The sequence below is a fragment of the Microtetraspora fusca genome (assembly GCF_001570365.1).
GTDB lineage: Bacteria > Actinomycetota > Actinomycetes > Streptosporangiales > Streptosporangiaceae > Microtetraspora > Microtetraspora fusca.
This window is the reverse complement of the sequence record NZ_BBYK01000056.1, coordinates 76,549-95,775: the sequence shown is the minus strand read 5'-3', so window position 1 is coordinate 95,775 and position 19,227 is coordinate 76,549. Positions and strand designations below refer to the sequence as shown.

The following is a 19,227-nucleotide window of genomic DNA, read 5'->3' as shown; positions in this document are numbered from 1 at the left end:
CGGCCGGTTGCCGCGGGCCGCCTCCAGAGATCCGACTCCTCATCACTAAAATGTCATTTCTGAGATAAATCAGATTCCGACTCGGCGGGAACTCCGAAGGCGGCGGGTGTGGCGGCACCGCTCCCCCGGTGATGAGCGAGCGCCGCCCTGGGCGAAGAGCAGCGGACCGCGTTCACCAGCGCGGAACGGCGCCCGCGTCCCCCGGGCCGGACCACGGAGGCTCGCCGTCATGCGCACTGTCGGCTTGGTTCTGCACCCCCGGCGCGACTGCGCCGGGGCGGTCGTCGCGATCCTGGAGTGGGCCGCTCGCAGGGACGCGCTGGTCCTCGGCGTCCAGGACGAGGTTCAGCGGCTCGACCACGCGGTGGTCCCGGTGCCGCCCGAGGAGCTGGGCCCGCGGTCGGAGCTCCTGATCAGCCTCGGCGGCGACGGCACCATGCTCAGGGCGATGCGGCTGGCCGACCGGCAGTGCGCCCCCGTCCTCGGGGTGAACGTGGGCAAGCTCGGATTCCTGGCCGAGGTCGACGTTCCCGACCTGCACGGCGCGCTGTCGGCCATCGACGCCGGGCGCTACACGATCGAGCCCCGGCTGGCCGTGGACGCCGTCCTCGGCTCCCGGGGCGTCACCGCCTTCAACGACGTCGCGGTGGTCCGCGTCCCCGGGCAAAAAAGCGCCGTCGTGGCGGTGCGCGTGGACGGCCGGCCGTTCATCGGCTACGCGGGCGACGCCGTCATCGTCGCGACCACGACCGGGTCCACCGCCTACAGCTTCTCGGCCGGGGGCCCGATCGTGAACCCCGAGGTCGAGGCCCTGCTCGTGACCCCGGCCGCCCCGCACTCCGCGAGCAACCGCGGGGTGGTGCTGTCGCTGCGGGACACCGTCGAACTGGCCGTGCTACCGACCAGCGGGCGGCTCGCCGTCGAGGTGGACGGGAACGTGGCGGGCTACGTCGAGCCCGGCGACCGCATCGGCATCCGCCCCCGGCCCGCCGCCGCCCACGTCGTACGGCTCGGCCTGACCACGTTCTACGAACGCGTACGCAGGAAGCTCAGCCTCACCGACTCGGCGGAGCTGCTGGCGGTCCAGGCCGACGCGGCGGACGCCGACGGACAGTAGGGCCAGCCCTACCACCGAGACGGCGGAACGCCTTCTCCCGTGGGAAACCCCCTGGTCCATACGGTTGACCCGGTAATCAGAACTCGGGACAAACGGGGGATTCAGGTGGCATCACCTGCCATTCGCATGAATGCGGTGACGAAGACGTACCGGCGGGGAGCGCACGAGGTGCACGCCCTGCGCGGTGTGACGGTCGGGCTGCCCAGGGGCGGGTTCACCGCCGTGATGGGGCCGTCGGGGTCGGGCAAGAGCACGTTCCTGCACTGCGCGGCCGGGTTGGACACGCCGACGTCGGGCACGGTCCACCTGGGCGACGTGGAGCTGTCGCGGATGGGCGAGACCCGGCTGACCGAGCTGCGGCGGGAGAAGGCGGGCTTCGTCTTCCAGGCGTTCAACCTGATCCCCTCGCTCAGCGTCGCCGACAACATCACGCTGCCGCTCCGGCTGGCCGGAGGGCGGACCGACCGGGCCTGGCTGGACGAGGTCGTCCGGCGGGTCGGGCTCGGCGACCGTGTCGCGCACCGGCCGTCCCAGCTCTCGGGAGGCCAGCAGCAGCGGGTGGCGCTCGCCCGCGCGCTGGTGACCCGGCCCGAGGTGGTCTTCGCCGACGAGCCGACCGGCGCTCTCGACGGCACGACGGCCGCCGAGGTGCTCGGCCTGCTGCGCCAGGTGGTGGACGCCATGGGCCAGACCGTGGTGATGGTGACCCATGACCCGGTGGCGGCGGCCTACGCCGACCAGGTGCTCTTCCTGGCGGAGGGCGTCATCGTGGACACCGTCCGCTCCGGCACCTCCGACGCCATCGCGCGGCGGATGTCCGCCCTCGGCCGGTCGATGGCGGCCGTGTGATGCTCGGCCTCGCCTTCGCCACCATGCGCCGCCGGCTGCCGTCGCTGGTCGGCTCCGTCCTCGCCCTGCTGTTCGCCGCCGTCCTGGTCACCGCCTGCGGGGTGCTCATGGAGACCGGCCTGCGCGCCCAGATCCGGCCGGAGCGGTACGGCGCCGCCCCCGTCGTGGTGGCCGGACCGCAGTCGACCTCGATCCTCAAGAAGGAGGACGGCCCGATCGAGGTGACCGAGAGCGTGCCGCTGGAGGAGCCCACGACGATCCCGGCCTCGCTGGCCGCCGACCTCGCGAAGGTGTCCGGCGTGCGGGAGGTCGTGCCCGACCTGACCTTCCCGGTCGGGCTGCTGGACGCGGACGGCCGCGCCGTCCACGGAAGCGTCTACGGCCACGGGTGGGAGTCCGCGCGGCTCACGCCGTACACGCTGCGCGCCGGACGCGCGCCCGCCTCGCCCGACGAGATCGTCCTCGACGCCGTCCTGGCGGACGCGGCGCGGCTGAAGGTCGGCACGACGGCGCGCGTGCTGGGCCGGGACGGCCTCCGCGCCTACACGGTGGCCGGCATCGCCGGCTCCGGCTCCGGCGTCGCCCGGCAGCCGGCGGTCTTCTTCTCCGCGCCGCGGGCGGCCGAGCTGTTCGGCCATCAGGGCCGGGTGTCCGCGTTCGGGGTGTTCGGCTCCGGCGACCCCGAACGGCTGAAGGACAGGATCGACGCCGCGCTGCCGAGGTCGGAGAACGCGACGGGCCGCGTCTCCCTGGGGCTGAAGGGCGGTCGGAAGGGCGGCGACGCGCCGGCCGCGGCCGGTCCGGTGACGTACGCGGGCGACGAGCGCGGCTTCGGCGAGGAGCCGCGGTCCTCGGCGGCCAGGGAGACGCTCGTCGTGCTCAGCGGCAGCCTCGGCGGCATCGCGGTCATGGTGGCGGCCTTCGTGGTCGCCGGCACGTTCGGGCTCGCCCTGCGCCAGCGCGGGCGGGAGATCGCGCTGCTGCGGGCGATCGGCGCCACCCCCGCACAGGTCCGGTCGATGACCGGCAAGGAGGCGCTGCTGATCGGCGCGGTGGCGAGCGCGGCCGGCGTGCCGGCGGGCGTCGCCGCGGGCCGGTGGATGTTCGGCGAGCTCGTCTCCAAGGGGATGATCCCGGACGCCTTCCCGCTCACGGTCGGACCGGTGCCGATGCTGGTCGCCGTGGCGCTGGGGACGGCCACGGCCTGGCTGTCGGCCCGGGGAGCCGTGCGGCGGGCCACCCGGATCCGCCCGACCGAGGCGCTGGGCGAGGCCGCGGCCGAGCCCCGCGCGCTGGGCCGCGTCCGCGCCGTCACCGGGCTGGTCTTCCTGGCCCTGGGCACGGCTCTGTGCGGTCTCTCGATGTTCATGACCGGCGAGACGGCGGCGATGAGCGCGGGCGGCATCGTGATCCTCCTCACCGTGGCCGCCGCGCTGCTGGGACCGTGGCTGGTCCGGGTCGCGGTCGCGCTGGTGGGCGGCGCGCTCGGCCGGGCGTCGCGGGTGGGCGGCTACCTCGCCGTCGCGAACACCCGTACCGGGGCCAGGAGTCTGGCCGCCGTGGTCAGCCCGCTCACCCTGATGCTGGCCTTCGCCGGCACCACCGTCTTCACCCAGTCGACGATCGGCCACGCGACCGAGCGGCAGGCCGCCGAGGGCATGCGGGCCGACTACGTGGTGAGCTCGGCCGGGCCGGGGGTGCCGGCGGACGCCGCCCACGCCGTACGGGCGCTCCCCGGGGTCGCCGGGGTGACCGAGGTGATCGACACCCGGGTGATCGGCCACTTCGACGAGCTGGGCGAGCCCACGCTGCGCCCGTACGGCGCGCTCGGGCTCACCGTCCCGGCGCACGGGCTCGACCTGGACGTCCGGGCCGGGTCGCTGGACCGGCTGCGCGGGGACGCCGGGAAGACGGTTGCCTTGAGCACGCTCGCCGCGGGCTCCTTCGGCGCGTCGGTCGGCGACAGGGTGCGGCTGCGCCTCGGCGACGGCACGCCGATCACGCCGACGGTGGTGGCCGTCTACGACAGAGGGCTCGGCTTCGGCGACGTGGCCCTGCCGTACGACCTGGTGCGCGCCCACACCGCCTCCGGCATGGCCGACCGGCTCCTCGTCGTGGGCGACGGGTCGGTCCGGAGCCGCCTCGCCGCGGTGAGCCCGGGGCTGACGGTGACGGACCGCGCGGGAGCCAAGGCCGACCGGGACGCGGCGGCGGAGCTGAACGACTGGGTCAACCTGCTCGCGCTCGGCCTGATCATCGTGTTCATCGCCATCTCGGTGGTCAACACGCTGGTCATGGCGACGGCCGGGCGGGTGCGCGAGTTCGCGCTGCTCCGCCTGGTCGGCGGCACCCGCCGCCAGGTGCTCGGCGTGATCCGCTGGGAGGCGCTGCTGGTCGGCGGCGTCGCGCTGGTCGTCGGCACGGCGATCGCGGTGCCCACGCTGGCGGCGGTGAGCTACGGGCTGACGGGCTCGGCGATCCCCCACGTGCGGCCGGCGGTGCTGGCCGCGATGGTGGCCGCCACGCTGGGCCTGGCCTTCGCCGCGACCCTGCTCCCCGCCCGTGCCGCCCTCGCGGGCAGGCCGGCCGACCGGGTCCGCGGCTGAACTCCGGCCGGCGGGGGCGTTTCGCGGCCCCCGCCGGCCGGGCGGGCGCGGGTCACCGGGTGAGCGTGACGCCGGCGACGCCCGGCACCGTGCCGGCGATGAGCTCGGCGATCCGCGCCGACCGCTCGTCCGCGTCGCCGCCGGACAGCTCCACGAGCCCGTCGTGCACGGCCACCCGCCACCCCGCCGTCTCAGTGGAGTCGCGCAACGCGGCGAGGACGTCGTCGCGGATCCGCTCGTCCCCCTCCGCGAGAACTCCCATCAGGTCGCGGCGGCTGGCGATGCCCACCAGCTCGTCGCCGCGCAGCACCGGCACGCTCTTCACGCCCATCGTGATCATCAGCGCCGCGAGGTCGAGGATGTCGGCGTCCTCCTGGACCGTGCGCACGGCGGTCGTCATGACGTCCGCGACGCCCACGGACGGCCGCGAGCCCGCTTCGGCGGCGGGACGGCGGTAGGATCCCGGGTCCGTCTCGAACTCCGCGCGCAGCAGGTCCATCTCGCTGACGATCCCCACCATGCGCCCCCGCTCGTCCACCACGGGCGCGGCCGTGATGTCCTGTTCGTAGAGCAGGCGGACCGCCTGTTTCACACTCCACGTACGAGGTACCGACACCACCGGGGTCGTCATCATCTCCGCGACGAGCATGGCGATCGCCCCACGTCTCGATCATGTTCGGATGACACTTCCGACGTTACGCCGTCCCGCGTACCCATACGTCACCCGTACGTCACCCGTACGGGACCCGGCGGGCGGACGCGGCGGGGTCGCCCGGCCGTATGGGAAGGAGCACCGGTGAAAACGGGGGTGAATCCGTGGTCCCTGGTGTACGAGGGGTTCGACCCGGACCAGGAGGGGCGCCGGGAGGCGCTGTGCACGCTGGGCAACGGCCGCTTCGCCACCCGGGGCGCGGCGCCGGAGTCGGCGGCCGACGGCGTCCACTACCCGGGCACCTACGTCGCGGGCTGCTACAACCGGCTCACCTCCTCCGTCGCCGGTCACCAGGTGACCAACGAGGACCTGGTGAACCTGCCGAACTGGCTGCCGCTGACCTTCGCCACCCCGGACGGCGCCTGGTTCTCCCCGCGCTCGGCCGACCTGCTCGACTACCGGCAGGAGCTGGACCTGCGGCACGGCGTCCTGCACCGGCGGCTCCGCTTCCGCGACGCGGACGGCCGCGTCACCTCGGTGCGGCAGCGCCGCCTCGTCTCCATGGCCGACCCGTTCCTGGCCGCGCTGGAGACGACCTTCACGGCGGAGGACTGGTCCGGCCCGCTGCGCGTGGCGTCCGCCCTGGACGGCAGGGTCGTCAACGGCGGCGTGCCCCGGTACCGCCAGCTGCGCGGCGACCACCTGACCGGCCACGCGACGGGGATCGAGGGCGCGCTGACCTGGCTGCGCGCGCGGACCCGCTCCTCGGGCGTGGAGGTCGTCCTCGCCGCGCGCCTGCGCGCCACTCCGCCGGAGTGCGGAGGACAGCCGGAGATCGACCGGAGCGACGACCGCGTCACCGAGACGCGGGTCCTGGCGCTGGAACGGGGCCGACCGGTGACGGTCACCAAGACCGTCGCGCTGGTGACGTCCCAGGACCACGCCGTCGCGGACGCCTGGTCCGGCGCGGTGCGGTCGGCCCGCCGCGCGCCGGGCTTCGCCACCCTGCTCAAACGGCACGCGACCGCCTGGCACGGGCTGTGGGAGCGGGCCCGGCTGGAGGTGATGCGCGCCCACATCCAGCGGGACATCCGGCTCAACACCTTCCACCTCCTGCAGACGCTCTCGCCCCACACGGCCGATCTCGACGTCGGCGTGCCCGCGCGCGGCCTGCACGGCGAGGCGTACCGGGGGCACGTCTTCTGGGACGAGCTGTTCGTGCTGCCGTGGCTCAGCCTGCGCTTCCCGGAGATCGCCCGGGGTGTGCTGCGCTACCGGCTGCGGCGGCTGCCGGAGGCGCGGGCGGCCGCCCGCGCACTGGGCCTGCGGGGGGCGATGTTCCCGTGGCAGAGCGGCAGCGACGGACGGGACGAGACCCAGCGGTTCCATCTCAACCCCCGTTCCGGGCGGTGGCACCCGGACAACTCGCGGCTCCAGCGCCATGTGGGCCTGGCCGTCGGCTACAACGCCTGGCTGCACTACGCGATCACCGGCGACATGGAGTTCCTGGCCGGCACCGGCGCCTGCCTGCTGGTGGAGACCGCCCGTTTCTTCGCATCCCTTGCCCGGCTCGACCCCCTGTCCGGCCGGTACGAGATCCACGGGGTGATGGGGCCGGACGAGTACCACGACGGCTATCCGGGCGCGGCCTCCCCCGGGCTCGACAACAACGCGTACACCAACATCATGACGGTGTGGCTGCTGCTGCGCGCCCGGCAGACGCTCGACCTGCTGCCCCGCCGCGCCCGTGAGGAGCTGCGCCGCCGCCTCGATCTGACGGACGCCGAGACGGAGCGCTGGGAGGAGATCAGCCGCCTGATGCGGGTGGACTTCCTCCCCGACGGCGTCATCAGCCAGTTCAGCGGCTACGAGAAGCTGGCCGAGCTGGACTGGGAGCGCTACGCCGGCGTACGGCGGCTGGACCGGGCGCTGGACGCGGAGGGGGACAGCACCAACCGCTACCAGGCGTCCAAGCAGGCCGACGTGCTCATGCTCTTCTACCTGCTCACGGCCGGGGAGCTGCGGCGGATCCTGGAACGGCTGGGCTATCCGATCGCGCCGGACATGGTCCGCCGCACGGTGCGCCACTACCTCTCGCGCACCAGCCACGGCTCCACGCTGAGCGCGGTGGTCCACGCCTGGGTGCTGGCCCGTGCCGACCGCGCCGGATCGTGGCGGTTCTTCACCGAGACGCTCACCGGCGACCTGAACGACGTCCAGGGCGGAACCACCGCCGAGGGCGTCCACCTGGGAGCGATGGCGGGGACGGTGGACCTGGTCGAGCGCTGCTACCTCGACCTCGAACCCCGGCACGACGGGCTGCATCTGAACCCCGTGCTCCCCGCGCGGTTCACCATGCTGTCGCTGTGCCTGCGTTATCGCGGCGCGGAGCTGGCGATCGAGGCCGGCCCCGCCCAGGTGCGGATCACCCGGGCCGACGACGGGCCGCCCACGCTGGACGTCGCCGTGACCGGACGCCACGTGCGGCTGCGGCGCGGCGAGAGCCGCACGTTCCCCTTGCCCGCGAGCGGCGAAGAACGCTGACCGAGGCGTCCGGGCGTCAGGCGCCTTCGAGTCCCGTGGGCCCGATGATCACGCCGGGCCGCGCCCACGGAGGGTCCGTACGAGGTCGTCCTGGAGCCGCCGCAGCCGGGGGCTGATCTCCACGGGGACCGTGCCGGGCGCGCGCAGGACCCGGACGGGCGCCGGCAGCCGGGCCAGCTCGCTCATGCAGCGGTCGCGCATCACCCCGATGCGTTCGGGAGGAGCGACCCGGTGGCCCGCGACCACCACGGGGACGAGCAGCGGCCGCCAGCCGGGCGGCGGGGCCTCCTCGCGCAGCGCGATCACGTCGGAGCGCGGCCCGCGGAACACCTGCTTCGCCCCCGGCAGCGTCATCTTCCCCGGGGAGAGCTTCATCACGGGGCGGTCGCCGTAGGCCACCAGCTTGTAGGCCGTGTCCAGCGAGGGCGCGTCGGCCGAGACGCCGACCCTGGTGCCCACGCCGTACGCGTCGATCGGGGCCCCGGCCCGTACCAGGTCCGCGATCGCGTACTCGTCCAGCCCTCCGCTCGCCACGATCACCGCCTGCCGCAGCCCGGCGGCGTCCAGCAGCCGGCGCGCCCGCACGGCCAGGTCGGCCAGGTCGCCCGAGTCCAGGCGCACGCCCACGGCGCTGCCCGCGAGCTCCAGCCGCCGCGCCACCTCGGCGGCGGTCCGCACACCGGCGACCGTGTCGTACGTGTCCACCAGGAACGTCGTCCGGTCGGGGAAGTCCGCCGCGAAGGCGGCGAACGCCGCCTCCTCGTCCGGGAACGCCTGGACGTAAGAGTGCGCCATGGTCCCTGAGGCGGGCAGGCCGTGCCGCCGGGCGCCCTCCGCGTTGCTGGTGGCCGCGAACCCGGCGATCGCGGTCGCCCGAGCCACGGCGACGCCGGCCTCGATCCCCTGCGTACGACGGAACGCGAAGTCGATCAGCCGCGCTCCGTCGGCGGCGAGCACGCAGCGGGCCGCCTTGGAGGCCACGCTCGTCTGGAAGGTCAGGTGGTTGAGCAGGACGGTCTCGACGAGCTGCGCCTCGGCGATCGGCGCGGTCACCTCCAGCAGCGGCTCGCCCGCGAAGACCGCGCGCCCCTCGGGGACGGCCCAGACCTCCCCGGTGAACCGCAGGCCGGCGAGCGCGCGGAGCGTCTCGGCGTCGTACCCCTGGACTTCACGCAGGTAGGCGAGATCCTCGGGCTCAAGCGCGAAGCTCTCGAGGAAGTCCAGGGCGTCCTCCAGCCCGGCGGCGACCAGGAAGCCCCGGCCCGCGGGCAGGCGGCGGGCGAACAGGCTGAAGGTCGCCTGGTCCGTCATGCCGTGCCGCAGGTAGCTCGCCGCCATGTTCAGCTCGTACATGTCGGTCAGCAGTCCACCCGGCATGCCACTCCCCTGCCCACCCACGAGGTGGACAGGCACGGACGAGGCTCCGATCAGGGGCGGGGCACCGGCGTCACCGATCGGGCGACCGCTGGTCGCCGATGAGTTCCAGCAGCGCGGCGTGCGTCTCCCGGTCGGCCGCCGCGACCAGCCCGCCCGCTCCGGTGTGCGGCGGCTCGCCGCGCAGGTCGGTCACCACGCATCCGGCGGCCTGGCACAGCGCGATCCCGCTCGCGAAGTGAACGCTGTCCCGCAGGTGGCCGTCGGTGACGTACGCGGCGCGCCGGCCGGCGGCGACCCAGGCCACCGCCAGGGTGGTGGACACGACGCGCGGGCGGAACCGCTCGACGAACCGCGGGTCGCAGAGCAGGCGGGCCGCCTGGAAGCCCGGCGCGTTCGGGAACGGCGGATCGAGATTGACGTCCACCAGCCGGGAACCGGACGACGGCGCGAGCCTCTCGTCCACGCCGTCGCGGCGGACGTAGGCGCGGTCGCCGTCCGTCCAGAACACCTCGTCGGCGAACGGATCGGCGGAGGCCGCCGCGGTGACGTCCGAGCCGACGCGCAGGGCGACGTTCACCGCGACCAGCATGGTCCGCGCGGCGTAGTTGAGCGTGCCGCACAGCGGGTCGACCAGCCACATCCGTCCCGCGCCGGCCGATCCCGTACGTCCGCTCTCCTCGCCGGTCACGGCGTCGTCCGGCCGGGCGGCGCGGATGACGTCGAGGATCGCCTGCTCCGCCTCGATGTCGGCGGCCGTGGCGAAGTCGCCGGCGGCCTTCTGGACGCGCACCGGTGACGAACCGTACATGGCGCGCACGACGGCCGCCCCCGCCTCCGCCGCCGCGAGGGCCAGCTCCTCATCTGTGATCAACATGATGCGCAGGATAGACAGGCCGCCGGGACGGCCCGCGTCCGGGGACTCCCGCCTTTAGCGCGCGATCACACTCCGTCAACGGTCACTCAATGTATCTTCATGAACGCGCAAAGCGATGGGAGGTCGTATGTCTTACGAACCTGCGCACATGTCGGGCACCGAGGCGAGCCCCGGCGTGCTGGAGCGGCTGCGATTCCGGTTCCGGATGCTCGACGCCGACGGCAACGGATACCTGGAGAGTGACGACTTCGAACGGCTGGCCGCCGACGTCCTGGCGGCGATGGACGAGCCGGAGGGGTCGCGGAAGGGGCAGGCGGTCCTGGCCGGACACCGGCGCTACTGGGAGGGCCTGCTCGCGGCGCTCGACACCGACGGCGACGGCCGGATCAGCCCGCAGGAGTACATGGCACGGCTCGGAGCACCCGTCGAGGCCCGGGAGACCGTCGTCGGCTACGCGGAGTCGCTGGCCGCCCTGGCGGACCGGAACGACGACGGGTTCATCGAGCTCGACGACTTCGTCACGCTCATGACCACGGTCGGGTTCGCCAAGGCCAACGTCGAGAGGCTCTTCGCCGACCTGGACGAGTCGGGCGACGGCCTGGTCCCGGTGGACGTCTGGGCCGCGACCATCGTGGACTACTACACGTCGGCGCGCTCCGACATCCCCGTCCACGGATTGACGGCGCCCGCCCGCTGATGGCCGGACCGGCCGGACCCACGCCCGCCGCGCCCGGAGCGCGGCGGGCCGCGGTTGAAGGGGGCGGATGGCCCGCCCGGAGGGCGATCAGGTCGCTCCGCCCCTCGTTCCTGTTCGAGTCGCGTCCCGAGGACGAGGGCCTGGTCAACCTCAGGGACAACGAGAACCCGTTCGCCGGCCCGCACCGGCGCTACCCCGACAACACGAACCGCCCGCTGGTCGGCCTGTACGCCGATGCGCTCGACGTCCTCGAGGGCCACGGAGCCGCCGCGGCGGCTCCGCCTGAGGACTGGCGCTGGGGCCCGGAGACGATCCTGCTCACCCGCGGCGCCGGTGACGCCCTGGACCTGGTGTTCCGCGCCTTCTTCGAACCCCGCGCGGACGCGGTGGCGGTCACGCCGCCGTTTTTCGCGCTCTTCGACGAGCTGGCCGCCGTCCACGAGGTCGAGCGGCTGCGGGGGCCGCTCCTCGGTCCCGGGCACGACCGGCTGGACGTCCCGACGCTGGCCCGCTCGGGGGCGGCCGGCGTCATCCTGTGCGATCCGGGCAACCCGTCAGGGACGTCGCTGCGTCAAGGCGAGGTCGAGCGGCTGCTGGCCGCCTACGACGGCCTCGTGGTGGTGGACGAGGCCTACGTGGAGTACACCGGCCGCGCCTCCCACCGGCACCTCGTCCCCCGCCATCCGAACCTCGTCGTCGTCCGCTCCATGTCCAAGGCGCTCGGGCTGGCCGGGCTGCGGCTGGGGGCGGTGCTCGCGCAGCCCGGGATCGTCGCCGCGCTGCGGCGGGCCCGCCTGCCCTTCGCGCTCCCGGCCCCGGTGGCCGCGGAAGCGGCCGCGGCGCTGGCCGATCCGGCGGCCCTGCGCCGCGGCGTCGAGATGTTCACGGCGGAACGCGATCGGCTCGCCGCAGGGCTGCGCCGCTGCCCCGGCATCCTCTGGGTCGGCGCGGCGGCGGGGTTCGTGACCGTGCGCACGGAGCGCCCGGCGTCCGAGGTCGCCGGACGGCTGCGCGCCGCCGGCCTGGCCGTCCTGCCCGACCCGATGGGCTGGCGCGGCCGCCTGCGCTTCTCGGTCGGAGAACCGGCCGACAACGACCGGCTCCTCGCCGTCCTCGCCGAGAACGGCGTCCACATAGACGAAAGAGAAGGACCCACATGACCACAATGGCGACGACGGACGCCGTCACATCCGTGACCTCCGTCGCACGCGCGCAGATCCGGCCGATCACCTCGGTCGTGGTCGACGGGGAGGTGCACCGGCTCGGGCAGCAGCGCGACTTCCGGCGCCACCCCGTCCTATCGGCGTTCCTGCCCGACTACGGACGGCCGTCCTTCGCGTGGGTACGGCTCCGCGATGGCGAGGAGCTGGCCGTGCACAGCCACCCGACGAGTTCGATGATCATCGTCTGCCGGGGATCGGTGCGGCTGCTGGGAGAGCGGGAACGACCACTCTCCGAAGGCGACGTGGTGTGCGTGCCTCCCGGATGCGCGCACGGGTTCCGCACCGAGCCGGGCCAGGAGTTCCACGGCCTGTCCGTGCAGTTCGAGGGCGCCGGCCTGTACGAGGACGAGCTCGCGCCCCGGGTGTCGTTCGCCGACGACATGGACGACACCGCGGACGACGCAGTGGGCGGCGCAGTGGACGACATCGTGGAGGCGGTCCCGGACGGCTCCGACGTCCCGGCGTCGCTCGCGGAGCTGGAGGAGATCAACGCCTCCCTCGCCGAGCGGCACACCGGCAACGACCTGTTCCGGCTGCTGCGCACCGGCCGGCTCCGGAAGGATCCGCGGATGCGCGCCCGTTTCGTCGCGGCGCTGCACGTGTGGTCGCGCCACTTCCAGCGGATGCTGCTCGCCCGCCAGGCCGTCTGCGTCGATCCCGTCCTGCGCGAGGAGTACGAGGCGCACCTGCGTGAGGAGTACGGCCACGACCGGCTGCTGCGCGACCGTTACGGCGTCCTCGACGAGGTCGACGACCCCGTGCTGGACGCGGTCTGCACCTGGTTCGTCGCCCAGATGTACCAGCTGGACGAGGCCCAGAAGATCGTCCTGGTCCACATGGTCGTCGAGACCAGCGGCCATCTGTTCGGAGGGGCCGCCTCCGACGTGTACGGCCGGGACTCCGCCCCCTCCGGCATGTGCGGCGACTCCACCGCCTCTGACGTGTGCGCCCGGGACGCCGCAGGCGACGACTTCTTCGCCCTGCACGCCGTCGCCGACGACGAGCACCGGGAGCTCGGGCGCCACCGGCTGGCCACGATGCCTCCCTCGGAGATCCCCCGGCTCGTGGCGATCTGCCGCCGGGCCTGGGACCAGATGGACCTCGTCCACAACCGCATCGCGGCCTGGGTCCTCGAAGGGCGCTGACCCATGGCCGACCGTCCGGCCGCCGCCCGCCATCCGGTGGCGGCCCTGGCCGAGGAGATCGTGGACCTGCTCGCCGGCGAGGGATACCGCGTCGCCGAGGGACCCGAGGTCGAGGCCGAGTGGCTGAACTTCGACGCGCTCAACATGGCCGCCGACCACCCCAGCCGCTCCGCCGACGGCACCTTCTCCATCCACGGTTCCGGCGGCGGGCCGTCGGGCCTGGTGCTGCGCGGCCACACGTCACCCGTGCAGGTGCGTGCGATGCTCGGCCACCGCGCGCCGCTCCGCATGGTGACGGTCGGCCGCGTCTTCCGTCCCGATCCGCCGGACGCCACGCACAGCCCCGTCTTCCACCAGGCCGAGGGGCTGGCCGTCGCCGAAGGGCTGACGATGGACGACCTGTGCGCCACGCTCGGGCACCTGGCCGCCGCGATGTTCGGGGACAGCACGCCGGTACGGCTGCGCCCGCACTGGTTCGCCTACACCGACCCGTCGGCGGAGGCGGACGTGCGCTGCCCGACCTGCCGGGGCGGAGGATGCGACCTGTGCGAGGACGGCTGGATCGAGTGGGCGGGCTGCGGCATGGTCCACCCGCGTGTGCTGGCCACCTGCGGCGTCGACCCGGGCCGCCACACGGGCTTCGCCTTCGGCCTGGGGGTCGAACGCACGCTGATGCTGCGCCACGGGCTGCGCGACATCCGCGACGTACTCGGGCACGACCGGCCTCGCCCGGCCGCGGTGCGGGCGGACGTCCCGAGTGACCGCCCTCGCCCGGCGGCGGCACGGGCGGGCGAGCCCCTTCTCGCCCCGCCTCGCCCGGCGGCGAACCGGGCGCGCGTCCCGGGCGCTCTCGCCCGGGCGGAGCCGGTGTCGCCGTTCCGGCGACGGCAGGCGGCGGCACACGCGCTCACCGCCGCCGGCTGGACGGAGACCCAGACCTTCCCGTTCCTGGACCCGGCCGTCTGGGACGCGTTCGGCCTGCCGCCGGACGACCCGCACCGCGCCCAGTTGCGTGTCGCCAACCCCCTCGACGGGTACCCGGCCGCGCTGCGCACCTCGCTGCTCCCCGGCGTACTCGCCGAGCTACGGGCGCGGCGCTCTCCGGGCGGCCTGATGGTGTTCGAGCAGGGGGCCGTCTTCCCGCGCCCGCCCGGCGGCCTCCACCCGCCGCCGCTGCCCGCGGGCAGCCCGCCGCGCCCGGAGGAGCTGGCGGCCCTGGACGCGGCGATCCCCGCCCAGCCCCATCACCTGGCGGCGGCCCTGACAGGCGGCGACTGGCACGCCGCCGTCACCGCGGGTCACGCGGTGGGCCTTCACTGGGGCCTGCGCCTCCGGACCGAGGGCGGGCCGGGCGGCACGCGAAGCGCCTGGCCCTGGCACGGCGATCGGTGGGCCCGCCTGACCGTGGACGGGACCTCGGTCGGCGAGGCGGGCGAACTCGATCCCGCCGTCCTGCGCCGCCTCCGCCTGCCCGACGGCGTCGCCGCGCTGACCCTCGACCTCGACACGCTGGACCGCCTCAGCGGCGGAGAAAGGACCCGACCCGCATGACCCCGAAGGAGCTCGCCGAGACCTACCTCGACGCCCTGGCGCGCGGCGACCTGCCCGCCGTCCTGGCGTTGTACCGTCCCGGCGCGATCGTGCACTCGCCCCTGTACGGGCCGATCCCGGCCACCGAGTTCTATCCCGAACTGTTCGCGGACACGGGCCGGGCCAAGCTCAACCTCCTCGGCGCGGCCGAGGGGGCCGCGACGAGCGGCGGCCGGATCGTCACCATCTGGTTCCAGTTCGACTGGACGCTGCCCTCGGGCCAGCCGGCCGACTTCGAATGCGTCGACGTCCTCGAACTCGCCGACGACGGCCGGATCGCCGCGTTGCACATCATCTACGACACCGTCACCGCGCGCCCCGCCTACGAGGCGGAGAAGGGCGAAGGCACCTCCTGGCGTCCCTCATCCTGACCCCGGACGCCCCGCCTGCCGGCGGAACCCGGGCTCGCCTGCTCGGACCTCCGCCGTCGGGCGAGGTCGGCGCACGGTCATCGGGCTGACTTCCGTCGGTAGATCACTGTAATCTTCCCGGCGTATCGGTTGATGCGGCCCGACGGGCTTCCGCTGCTCGCCTGAGAGCGGACACGCCCCCATACCGCACGAGTCCTTCGTGCTGCCTGGGGGTAGGTCCGTGGCCGTCATTCGGCACTCGGCGGAAAGTCTGGTCCAGCTCGCGTCGATGCCGGAGAGGGTGTTGAGCGAGGTGATCGCCGAGACGCTGCGCTCCACCCATGGCATCAATCCGGGCAGGAGCGAGCGCAGGTCATGGGACCGCAGCCTGCCCGTTCTGGCCCGCGACCTGGTCGACGCCGGGCTCGGCAACGTCGAGATGCTCGTGGAGTACCAGTTGCCCCTCACGAGCAAGCGCGCCGACGTGATCCTCGCGGGGGTGGACCGGCGCGGCGGCGGGGACGCGTACGTGATCGTCGAACTTAAGCAGTGGAGCCAGGCGGAGCTGTACGAGGACGACCCGGAACTGGTCCTCGTCTCCGGTCTGGGCGCCTGCCCCAAGCTCCACCCCGTGACCCAGGTGCGCGGCTACTGCGACTACCTCGCCGACTTCGTCAGCGCCCTCGAGGACCGGCGCGACGCGGTCCGCGGCGTCGCCTACCTTCACAACGCCGGCGATCCGGATATCCGCGACCTCTACGACAAGGTCGAGGACGAGCGCACCCGCCTGTTCAGTAAGACCCGCCGGGGCGCGTTCCTCGATTACCTCAAGGCGCAGTTCGCTCCGGAGTCCGGCGCCGGCGCCGCCGACCGGCTGCTGTCCTCAAGGATCAGGCCGTCCAAGCAGCTGCTGGCGGTCGCCGCGGCCGAGATCAAGAATCGCGGCCAGTTCGTCCTGCTGGATCAGCAGCGCCTGGCCTACGAGATGGTGCTGCACGCGGTGGAGAAGGCCCGTGTGGCCAACTCCAAGGAAGTCGTGATCGTCACCGGCGGTCCGGGCTCGGGCAAGAGCGTCATCGCCCTGTCGCTGCTCGGCGAGCTGGCCGGGCGCGGCTACGCGACGCACCACGCCACGGGGTCACGGTCCTTCACCGAGACCATGCGCCGCCACGTGGCCAAGGGGTCCACGCGGATGAAGGCGATGTTCAAATACTTCAACAACTTCATGACGGCCACGCCCAACGACCTCGACGTGCTCATCTGCGACGAGGCCCACCGCATCCGGGAGACATCGGCCAACCGCTTCACCAAGGCCGCCCAGCGCACCGGGCGTCCCCAGCTCGACGAGTTGATCGCCGCCGCCCGCGTGCCGGTCTTCCTCCTGGACGAGCACCAGGTGGTGCGGCCGGGCGAGACCGGAAGCGTCGCCGACATCACGGCCCATGCCGCGTCCCTCGGCCTGGCTGTCCACCGGATCGACCTTGACGCGCAGTACCGCTGTGGGGGCAGCCGTGTGTACGAGGAATGGGTCCTGTGCCTGCTCGGCCTGGACGGCCGCAACCCCGAGCCGTGGAAGGGCGACGACCACTTCGACATCACGCCGGCCGAGTCGCCGTACGAACTGGAGGCGCTGCTGCGCGGCAAGCTCCAGGACGGCTACTCGGCCCGGATGACGGCCGGCTACTGCTGGCGTTGGAGCGACCCTGTCGAGGACGCCCTGGTCACGGACGTGCGGATCGGCGAGTGGTCCAAGCCGTGGAACGCCAAGGGCGACCGGTCGGTCGGAAACGCCCCGGCCAGCGCATTGTGGGCCACCATGGACGGCGGCTTCGAGCAGGTCGGCTGCGTGTACACCGCCCAGGGCTTCGAGTACGACTGGAACGGCGTCATCATCGGCCCCGACCTGGTCTACCGCGACGGACGACTGGTCACCGTACGTGCCGCCAGCAGGGATCCCGCGCTGACGAAGAGGTCCGTCACGGACGAGCAGGCGGACCGGTTGATCCGCAACACCTACAAGGTGCTGCTCACCCGCGGCATGGTCGGCACGACGATCTATTCGGTCGATCCCGATACGCAGGACTTCATCGCCGGTCTGCTGGAGCGATAGGCCCCGGCGGGGCCCGAGCCTCGCCGGCGATCTTGGACGAACGGACGAACAGCTCGGCGGTCTTCGGAAAAACGGACGAATTCCCCGACCGGCCCTTCTCATACCGTGGCGGTAAACATCGACCGGAGGGCTGGTACGCGTTGTCCGTTGGTCTTCATCACCGCGCCCGGATCGCCCGGCGGGGGTGCCCGCGGTGAACCTCGACCTGATGCTCCAGGATCTGGAGGAGCTCGTCGTCTGCGAGTCCTTCTCCGCCGACCACGAGGCGGTCGCCCGCAGCGCCGCCGTGGTCGCCGAGCAGGGGGCCCGCCGGCTCGGGACGCCCCCGGAGACGATCGTGATCGACGGGGTCAGCCACCTGCGGTGGACCTTCGGCCGTCCCCGCGTGCTGCTCGTCGGGCACCACGACACGGTGTGGCCGATCGGGTCGCTGCGCGAGCACCCCTGGTCGGTGCGGGACGGCGTCGCCCGGGGACCGGGCGTGTTCGACATGAAGGCCGGGCTGGTGCAGGCCTTCCACGCGCTGGCCGCGCTGCCCTCCCCCGAAGGGGTGTGCCTGCTGATCACGGGTGACGAGGAGCTCGGCTCCCCCACCTCGCGGGCGCTGATCGAGGACGCGGCGCGCGGCTGCTCGGCCGCGTTCGTGCTGGAGGCGAGCGCCGACGGCGGCGCGCTCAAGACCGCCCGCAAAGGGATCTCCGCCTACGAGCTCACGGTGCTGGGGAAGGCCGCGCACGCGGGCCTGGAACCGCACGCGGGGGCCAACGCGGCGGTCGAGCTGGCCCACCAGATCCTCGCCCTGAGCGCGATGGGCGACGGCGCGACCACGGTGACGCCGACCCTGGTGTCCGCCGGGAGCACGATGAACACCGTGCCCGCCCTGGCCTCGGTCGCGGTGGACGTGCGCGTCCCCACGGTCGAGGAGCAGAAGCGGGTGGACGAGCTGGTACGGGCGCTGGCCCCGCGCGTGGCCGGAACCCGGCTGCGGGTGAGCGGCGGGCCGAACCGCCCGCCGCTGGAGGACGCCTCGTCGGCGGGGCTGTTCGAGTTGGCCCGCCGAATCGCCGACGGCCTGGACCTGCCCCCGCTGCGGGGCGCGGCCGTGGGCGGCGCCTCCGACGGCAACATCACCGCGGGCGTCGGCTGTCCCACGCTCGACGGACTCGGCGCGGTCGGCGGCGGCGCGCACGCGGCGCACGAGCACGCGCTCGTCGCGGAGATGCCCGGCCGCACCCGGCTGCTGGCCGAGCTGATCCGGGCGGTGCTCGCATGACCGCCGCGCCGCGGGAGCTGCACAGCATCCAGGAGTTCGAGGACGTCTACCGGCTCTTCGACGACATCTGGCATCCCGAGCCGGGCGGGGCGCCCATCAGCGTCGAGCTGATGCGGGCGCTGTCCCACGCGGGCAACTACGTGGCCGGGGTCTACGAGGACGGCCGGCTGGCCGGCGCCTCGGTCGGTTTCCTGGGGGCCCCGGCGGGGCGGGTCCTGCACTCGCACGTCACCGGTGCCGCGGCCGGCCGTGGGATCGGGTTCGCGCTCAAGACACATCAGCGGGCCTGGGCGCTCGAACGGGGCATCGAGCGGATCACCTGGACCTACGACCCCCTCGTGCGCCGCAACGCCTACTTCAACCTGGCCAAGCTCGGCGCCCGCCCGGAGGAGTACCTGCCGTCGTTCTACGGCGTCATGGAGGACGCGATCAACGCCGGGGACGAGTCGGACCGGATGCTCGCCGTCTGGCGGCTGACCGATCCGCTCGTGCTCGCCGCCGTACGGCGGGAGCCGTACGAGCCTGCGGTCCCCGCGGACGCGGCGGTCGGGCTGGCCGACGTGGACGGGCGGCCGGTCCTCGGCCGGACGGACGCGGGGACGGTCCTCGTGGCGGTGCCGGACGACATCGAGAGCCTGCGCCGCACCGACCCCGGCGCGGCCAAGGCGTGGCGGCACGCCGTACGCGAGGTGCTCGGCGGCCTGCTGGAGGAGGGGGCCCGGATCACCGGTTTCCACCGGAGAACGTGCTACATCGTGGAACGCACCGTCTGATCGCGGCCCTGCGCGGCGACGGTCCTACCGGAAGGAGACGCGGCGAG

At 73.6% G+C, this 19,227-nt stretch carries 15 protein-coding genes; 12 read left to right on the top strand and 3 right to left on the bottom strand.

Features of this window, described 5'->3' with window-relative positions:
• Positions 1 to 229 precede the first annotated feature (229 nt).
• The 3 genes from AWQ68_RS25400 (at position 230) to AWQ68_RS25390 (ending at position 4,572) form a co-directional block, all read left to right on the top strand.
• On the top strand, positions 230 to 1,117 hold the full coding sequence (locus tag AWQ68_RS25400; RefSeq protein ID WP_066944433.1) for an NAD(+)/NADH kinase: 888 nt from the start codon (positions 230 to 232) through the stop codon (positions 1,115 to 1,117).
• Positions 1,118 to 1,243: 126 nt separating this feature from the next.
• On the top strand, positions 1,244 to 1,966 hold the full coding sequence (locus AWQ68_RS25395; protein ID WP_066944431.1) for an ABC transporter ATP-binding protein: 723 nt from the start codon (positions 1,244 to 1,246) through the stop codon (positions 1,964 to 1,966).
• Positions 1,966 to 4,572 (top strand): FtsX-like permease family protein, encoded by a 2,607-nt coding sequence (locus AWQ68_RS25390; protein ID WP_066944429.1) that lies wholly within the window; start codon positions 1,966 to 1,968, stop codon positions 4,570 to 4,572. The genes AWQ68_RS25395 and AWQ68_RS25390 overlap by 1 nt, the downstream gene beginning before the upstream one ends.
• Positions 4,573 to 4,624: 52 nt before the next feature.
• Here AWQ68_RS25390 and AWQ68_RS25385 read toward each other — a convergent pair whose 3' ends face one another.
• Positions 4,625 to 5,221 carry a CBS domain-containing protein gene (locus AWQ68_RS25385; RefSeq protein WP_066944427.1) on the bottom strand — a complete coding sequence of 199 codons (597 nt, stop codon included), beginning with the start codon at positions 5,219 to 5,221 and terminating at the stop codon, positions 4,625 to 4,627.
• 159 nt (positions 5,222 to 5,380) lie between these two features.
• On the opposite strand from AWQ68_RS25385, the gene AWQ68_RS25380 reads away from it, so the two are divergent.
• Entirely contained in the window at positions 5,381 to 7,768 is a 2,388-nt protein-coding gene (locus AWQ68_RS25380; RefSeq protein WP_066944425.1) for a glycoside hydrolase family 65 protein, read from the top strand.
• A 48-nt stretch (positions 7,769 to 7,816) separates the two neighbouring features.
• Here the strand turns inward: AWQ68_RS25380 and AWQ68_RS25375 are convergent, their stop codons facing one another.
• The gene (locus AWQ68_RS25375; protein WP_066944423.1) at positions 7,817 to 9,145 is read right to left on the bottom strand and encodes a nicotinate phosphoribosyltransferase; all 1,329 of its coding nucleotides are present in this window, start codon (positions 9,143 to 9,145) and stop codon (positions 7,817 to 7,819) included.
• 70 nt (positions 9,146 to 9,215) lie between these two features.
• The gene (locus AWQ68_RS25370; RefSeq protein WP_066944421.1) at positions 9,216 to 10,019 is read right to left on the bottom strand and encodes an inositol monophosphatase family protein; all 804 of its coding nucleotides are present in this window, start codon (positions 10,017 to 10,019) and stop codon (positions 9,216 to 9,218) included.
• A gap of 127 nt (positions 10,020 to 10,146) precedes the next feature.
• Between AWQ68_RS25370 and AWQ68_RS25365 the strand changes: the two genes are divergently transcribed.
• The 8 genes from AWQ68_RS25365 to AWQ68_RS25330 all read left to right on the top strand — a co-directional run bounded on the left by AWQ68_RS25365 (position 10,147) and on the right by AWQ68_RS25330 (position 19,180).
• A complete protein-coding gene (locus AWQ68_RS25365; protein ID WP_169808984.1) occupies positions 10,147 to 10,716 on the top strand; it encodes an EF-hand domain-containing protein in 570 nt (189 codons plus the stop codon).
• Positions 10,716 to 11,876 (top strand): aminotransferase class I/II-fold pyridoxal phosphate-dependent enzyme, encoded by a 1,161-nt coding sequence (locus AWQ68_RS25360; RefSeq protein ID WP_084464387.1) that lies wholly within the window; start codon positions 10,716 to 10,718, stop codon positions 11,874 to 11,876. The genes AWQ68_RS25365 and AWQ68_RS25360 overlap by 1 nt, the downstream gene beginning before the upstream one ends.
• Positions 11,873 to 13,084 carry a cupin domain-containing protein gene (locus tag AWQ68_RS25355; RefSeq protein WP_218007021.1) on the top strand — a complete coding sequence of 404 codons (1,212 nt, stop codon included), beginning with the start codon at positions 11,873 to 11,875 and terminating at the stop codon, positions 13,082 to 13,084. Before AWQ68_RS25360 ends, AWQ68_RS25355 begins: the two co-directional genes overlap by 4 nt.
• A 3-nt stretch (positions 13,085 to 13,087) precedes the next feature.
• On the top strand, positions 13,088 to 14,635 hold the full coding sequence (locus AWQ68_RS25350; RefSeq protein ID WP_066944415.1) for a tRNA ligase subunit PheS family protein: 1,548 nt from the start codon (positions 13,088 to 13,090) through the stop codon (positions 14,633 to 14,635).
• Complete coding sequence (locus tag AWQ68_RS25345) at positions 14,632 to 15,045, top strand: nuclear transport factor 2 family protein (RefSeq protein ID WP_066944413.1); 414 nt, start codon at positions 14,632 to 14,634, stop codon at positions 15,043 to 15,045. The genes AWQ68_RS25350 and AWQ68_RS25345 overlap by 4 nt, the downstream gene beginning before the upstream one ends.
• A gap of 280 nt (positions 15,046 to 15,325) precedes the next feature.
• The gene (locus AWQ68_RS25340; protein WP_245656082.1) at positions 15,326 to 17,134 is read left to right on the top strand and encodes a DUF2075 domain-containing protein; all 1,809 of its coding nucleotides are present in this window, start codon (positions 15,326 to 15,328) and stop codon (positions 17,132 to 17,134) included.
• Positions 17,135 to 17,327: 193 nt separating this feature from the next.
• Positions 17,328 to 18,407, top strand: a complete 1,080-nt coding sequence (locus AWQ68_RS25335) for a M20/M25/M40 family metallo-hydrolase (protein ID WP_218007020.1) — start codon at positions 17,328 to 17,330, stop codon at positions 18,405 to 18,407.
• Complete coding sequence (locus AWQ68_RS25330; RefSeq protein WP_066944409.1) at positions 18,404 to 19,180, top strand: GNAT family N-acetyltransferase; 777 nt, start codon at positions 18,404 to 18,406, stop codon at positions 19,178 to 19,180. Before AWQ68_RS25335 ends, AWQ68_RS25330 begins: the two co-directional genes overlap by 4 nt.
• The last annotated feature ends 47 nt before the right edge of the window (positions 19,181 to 19,227 follow it).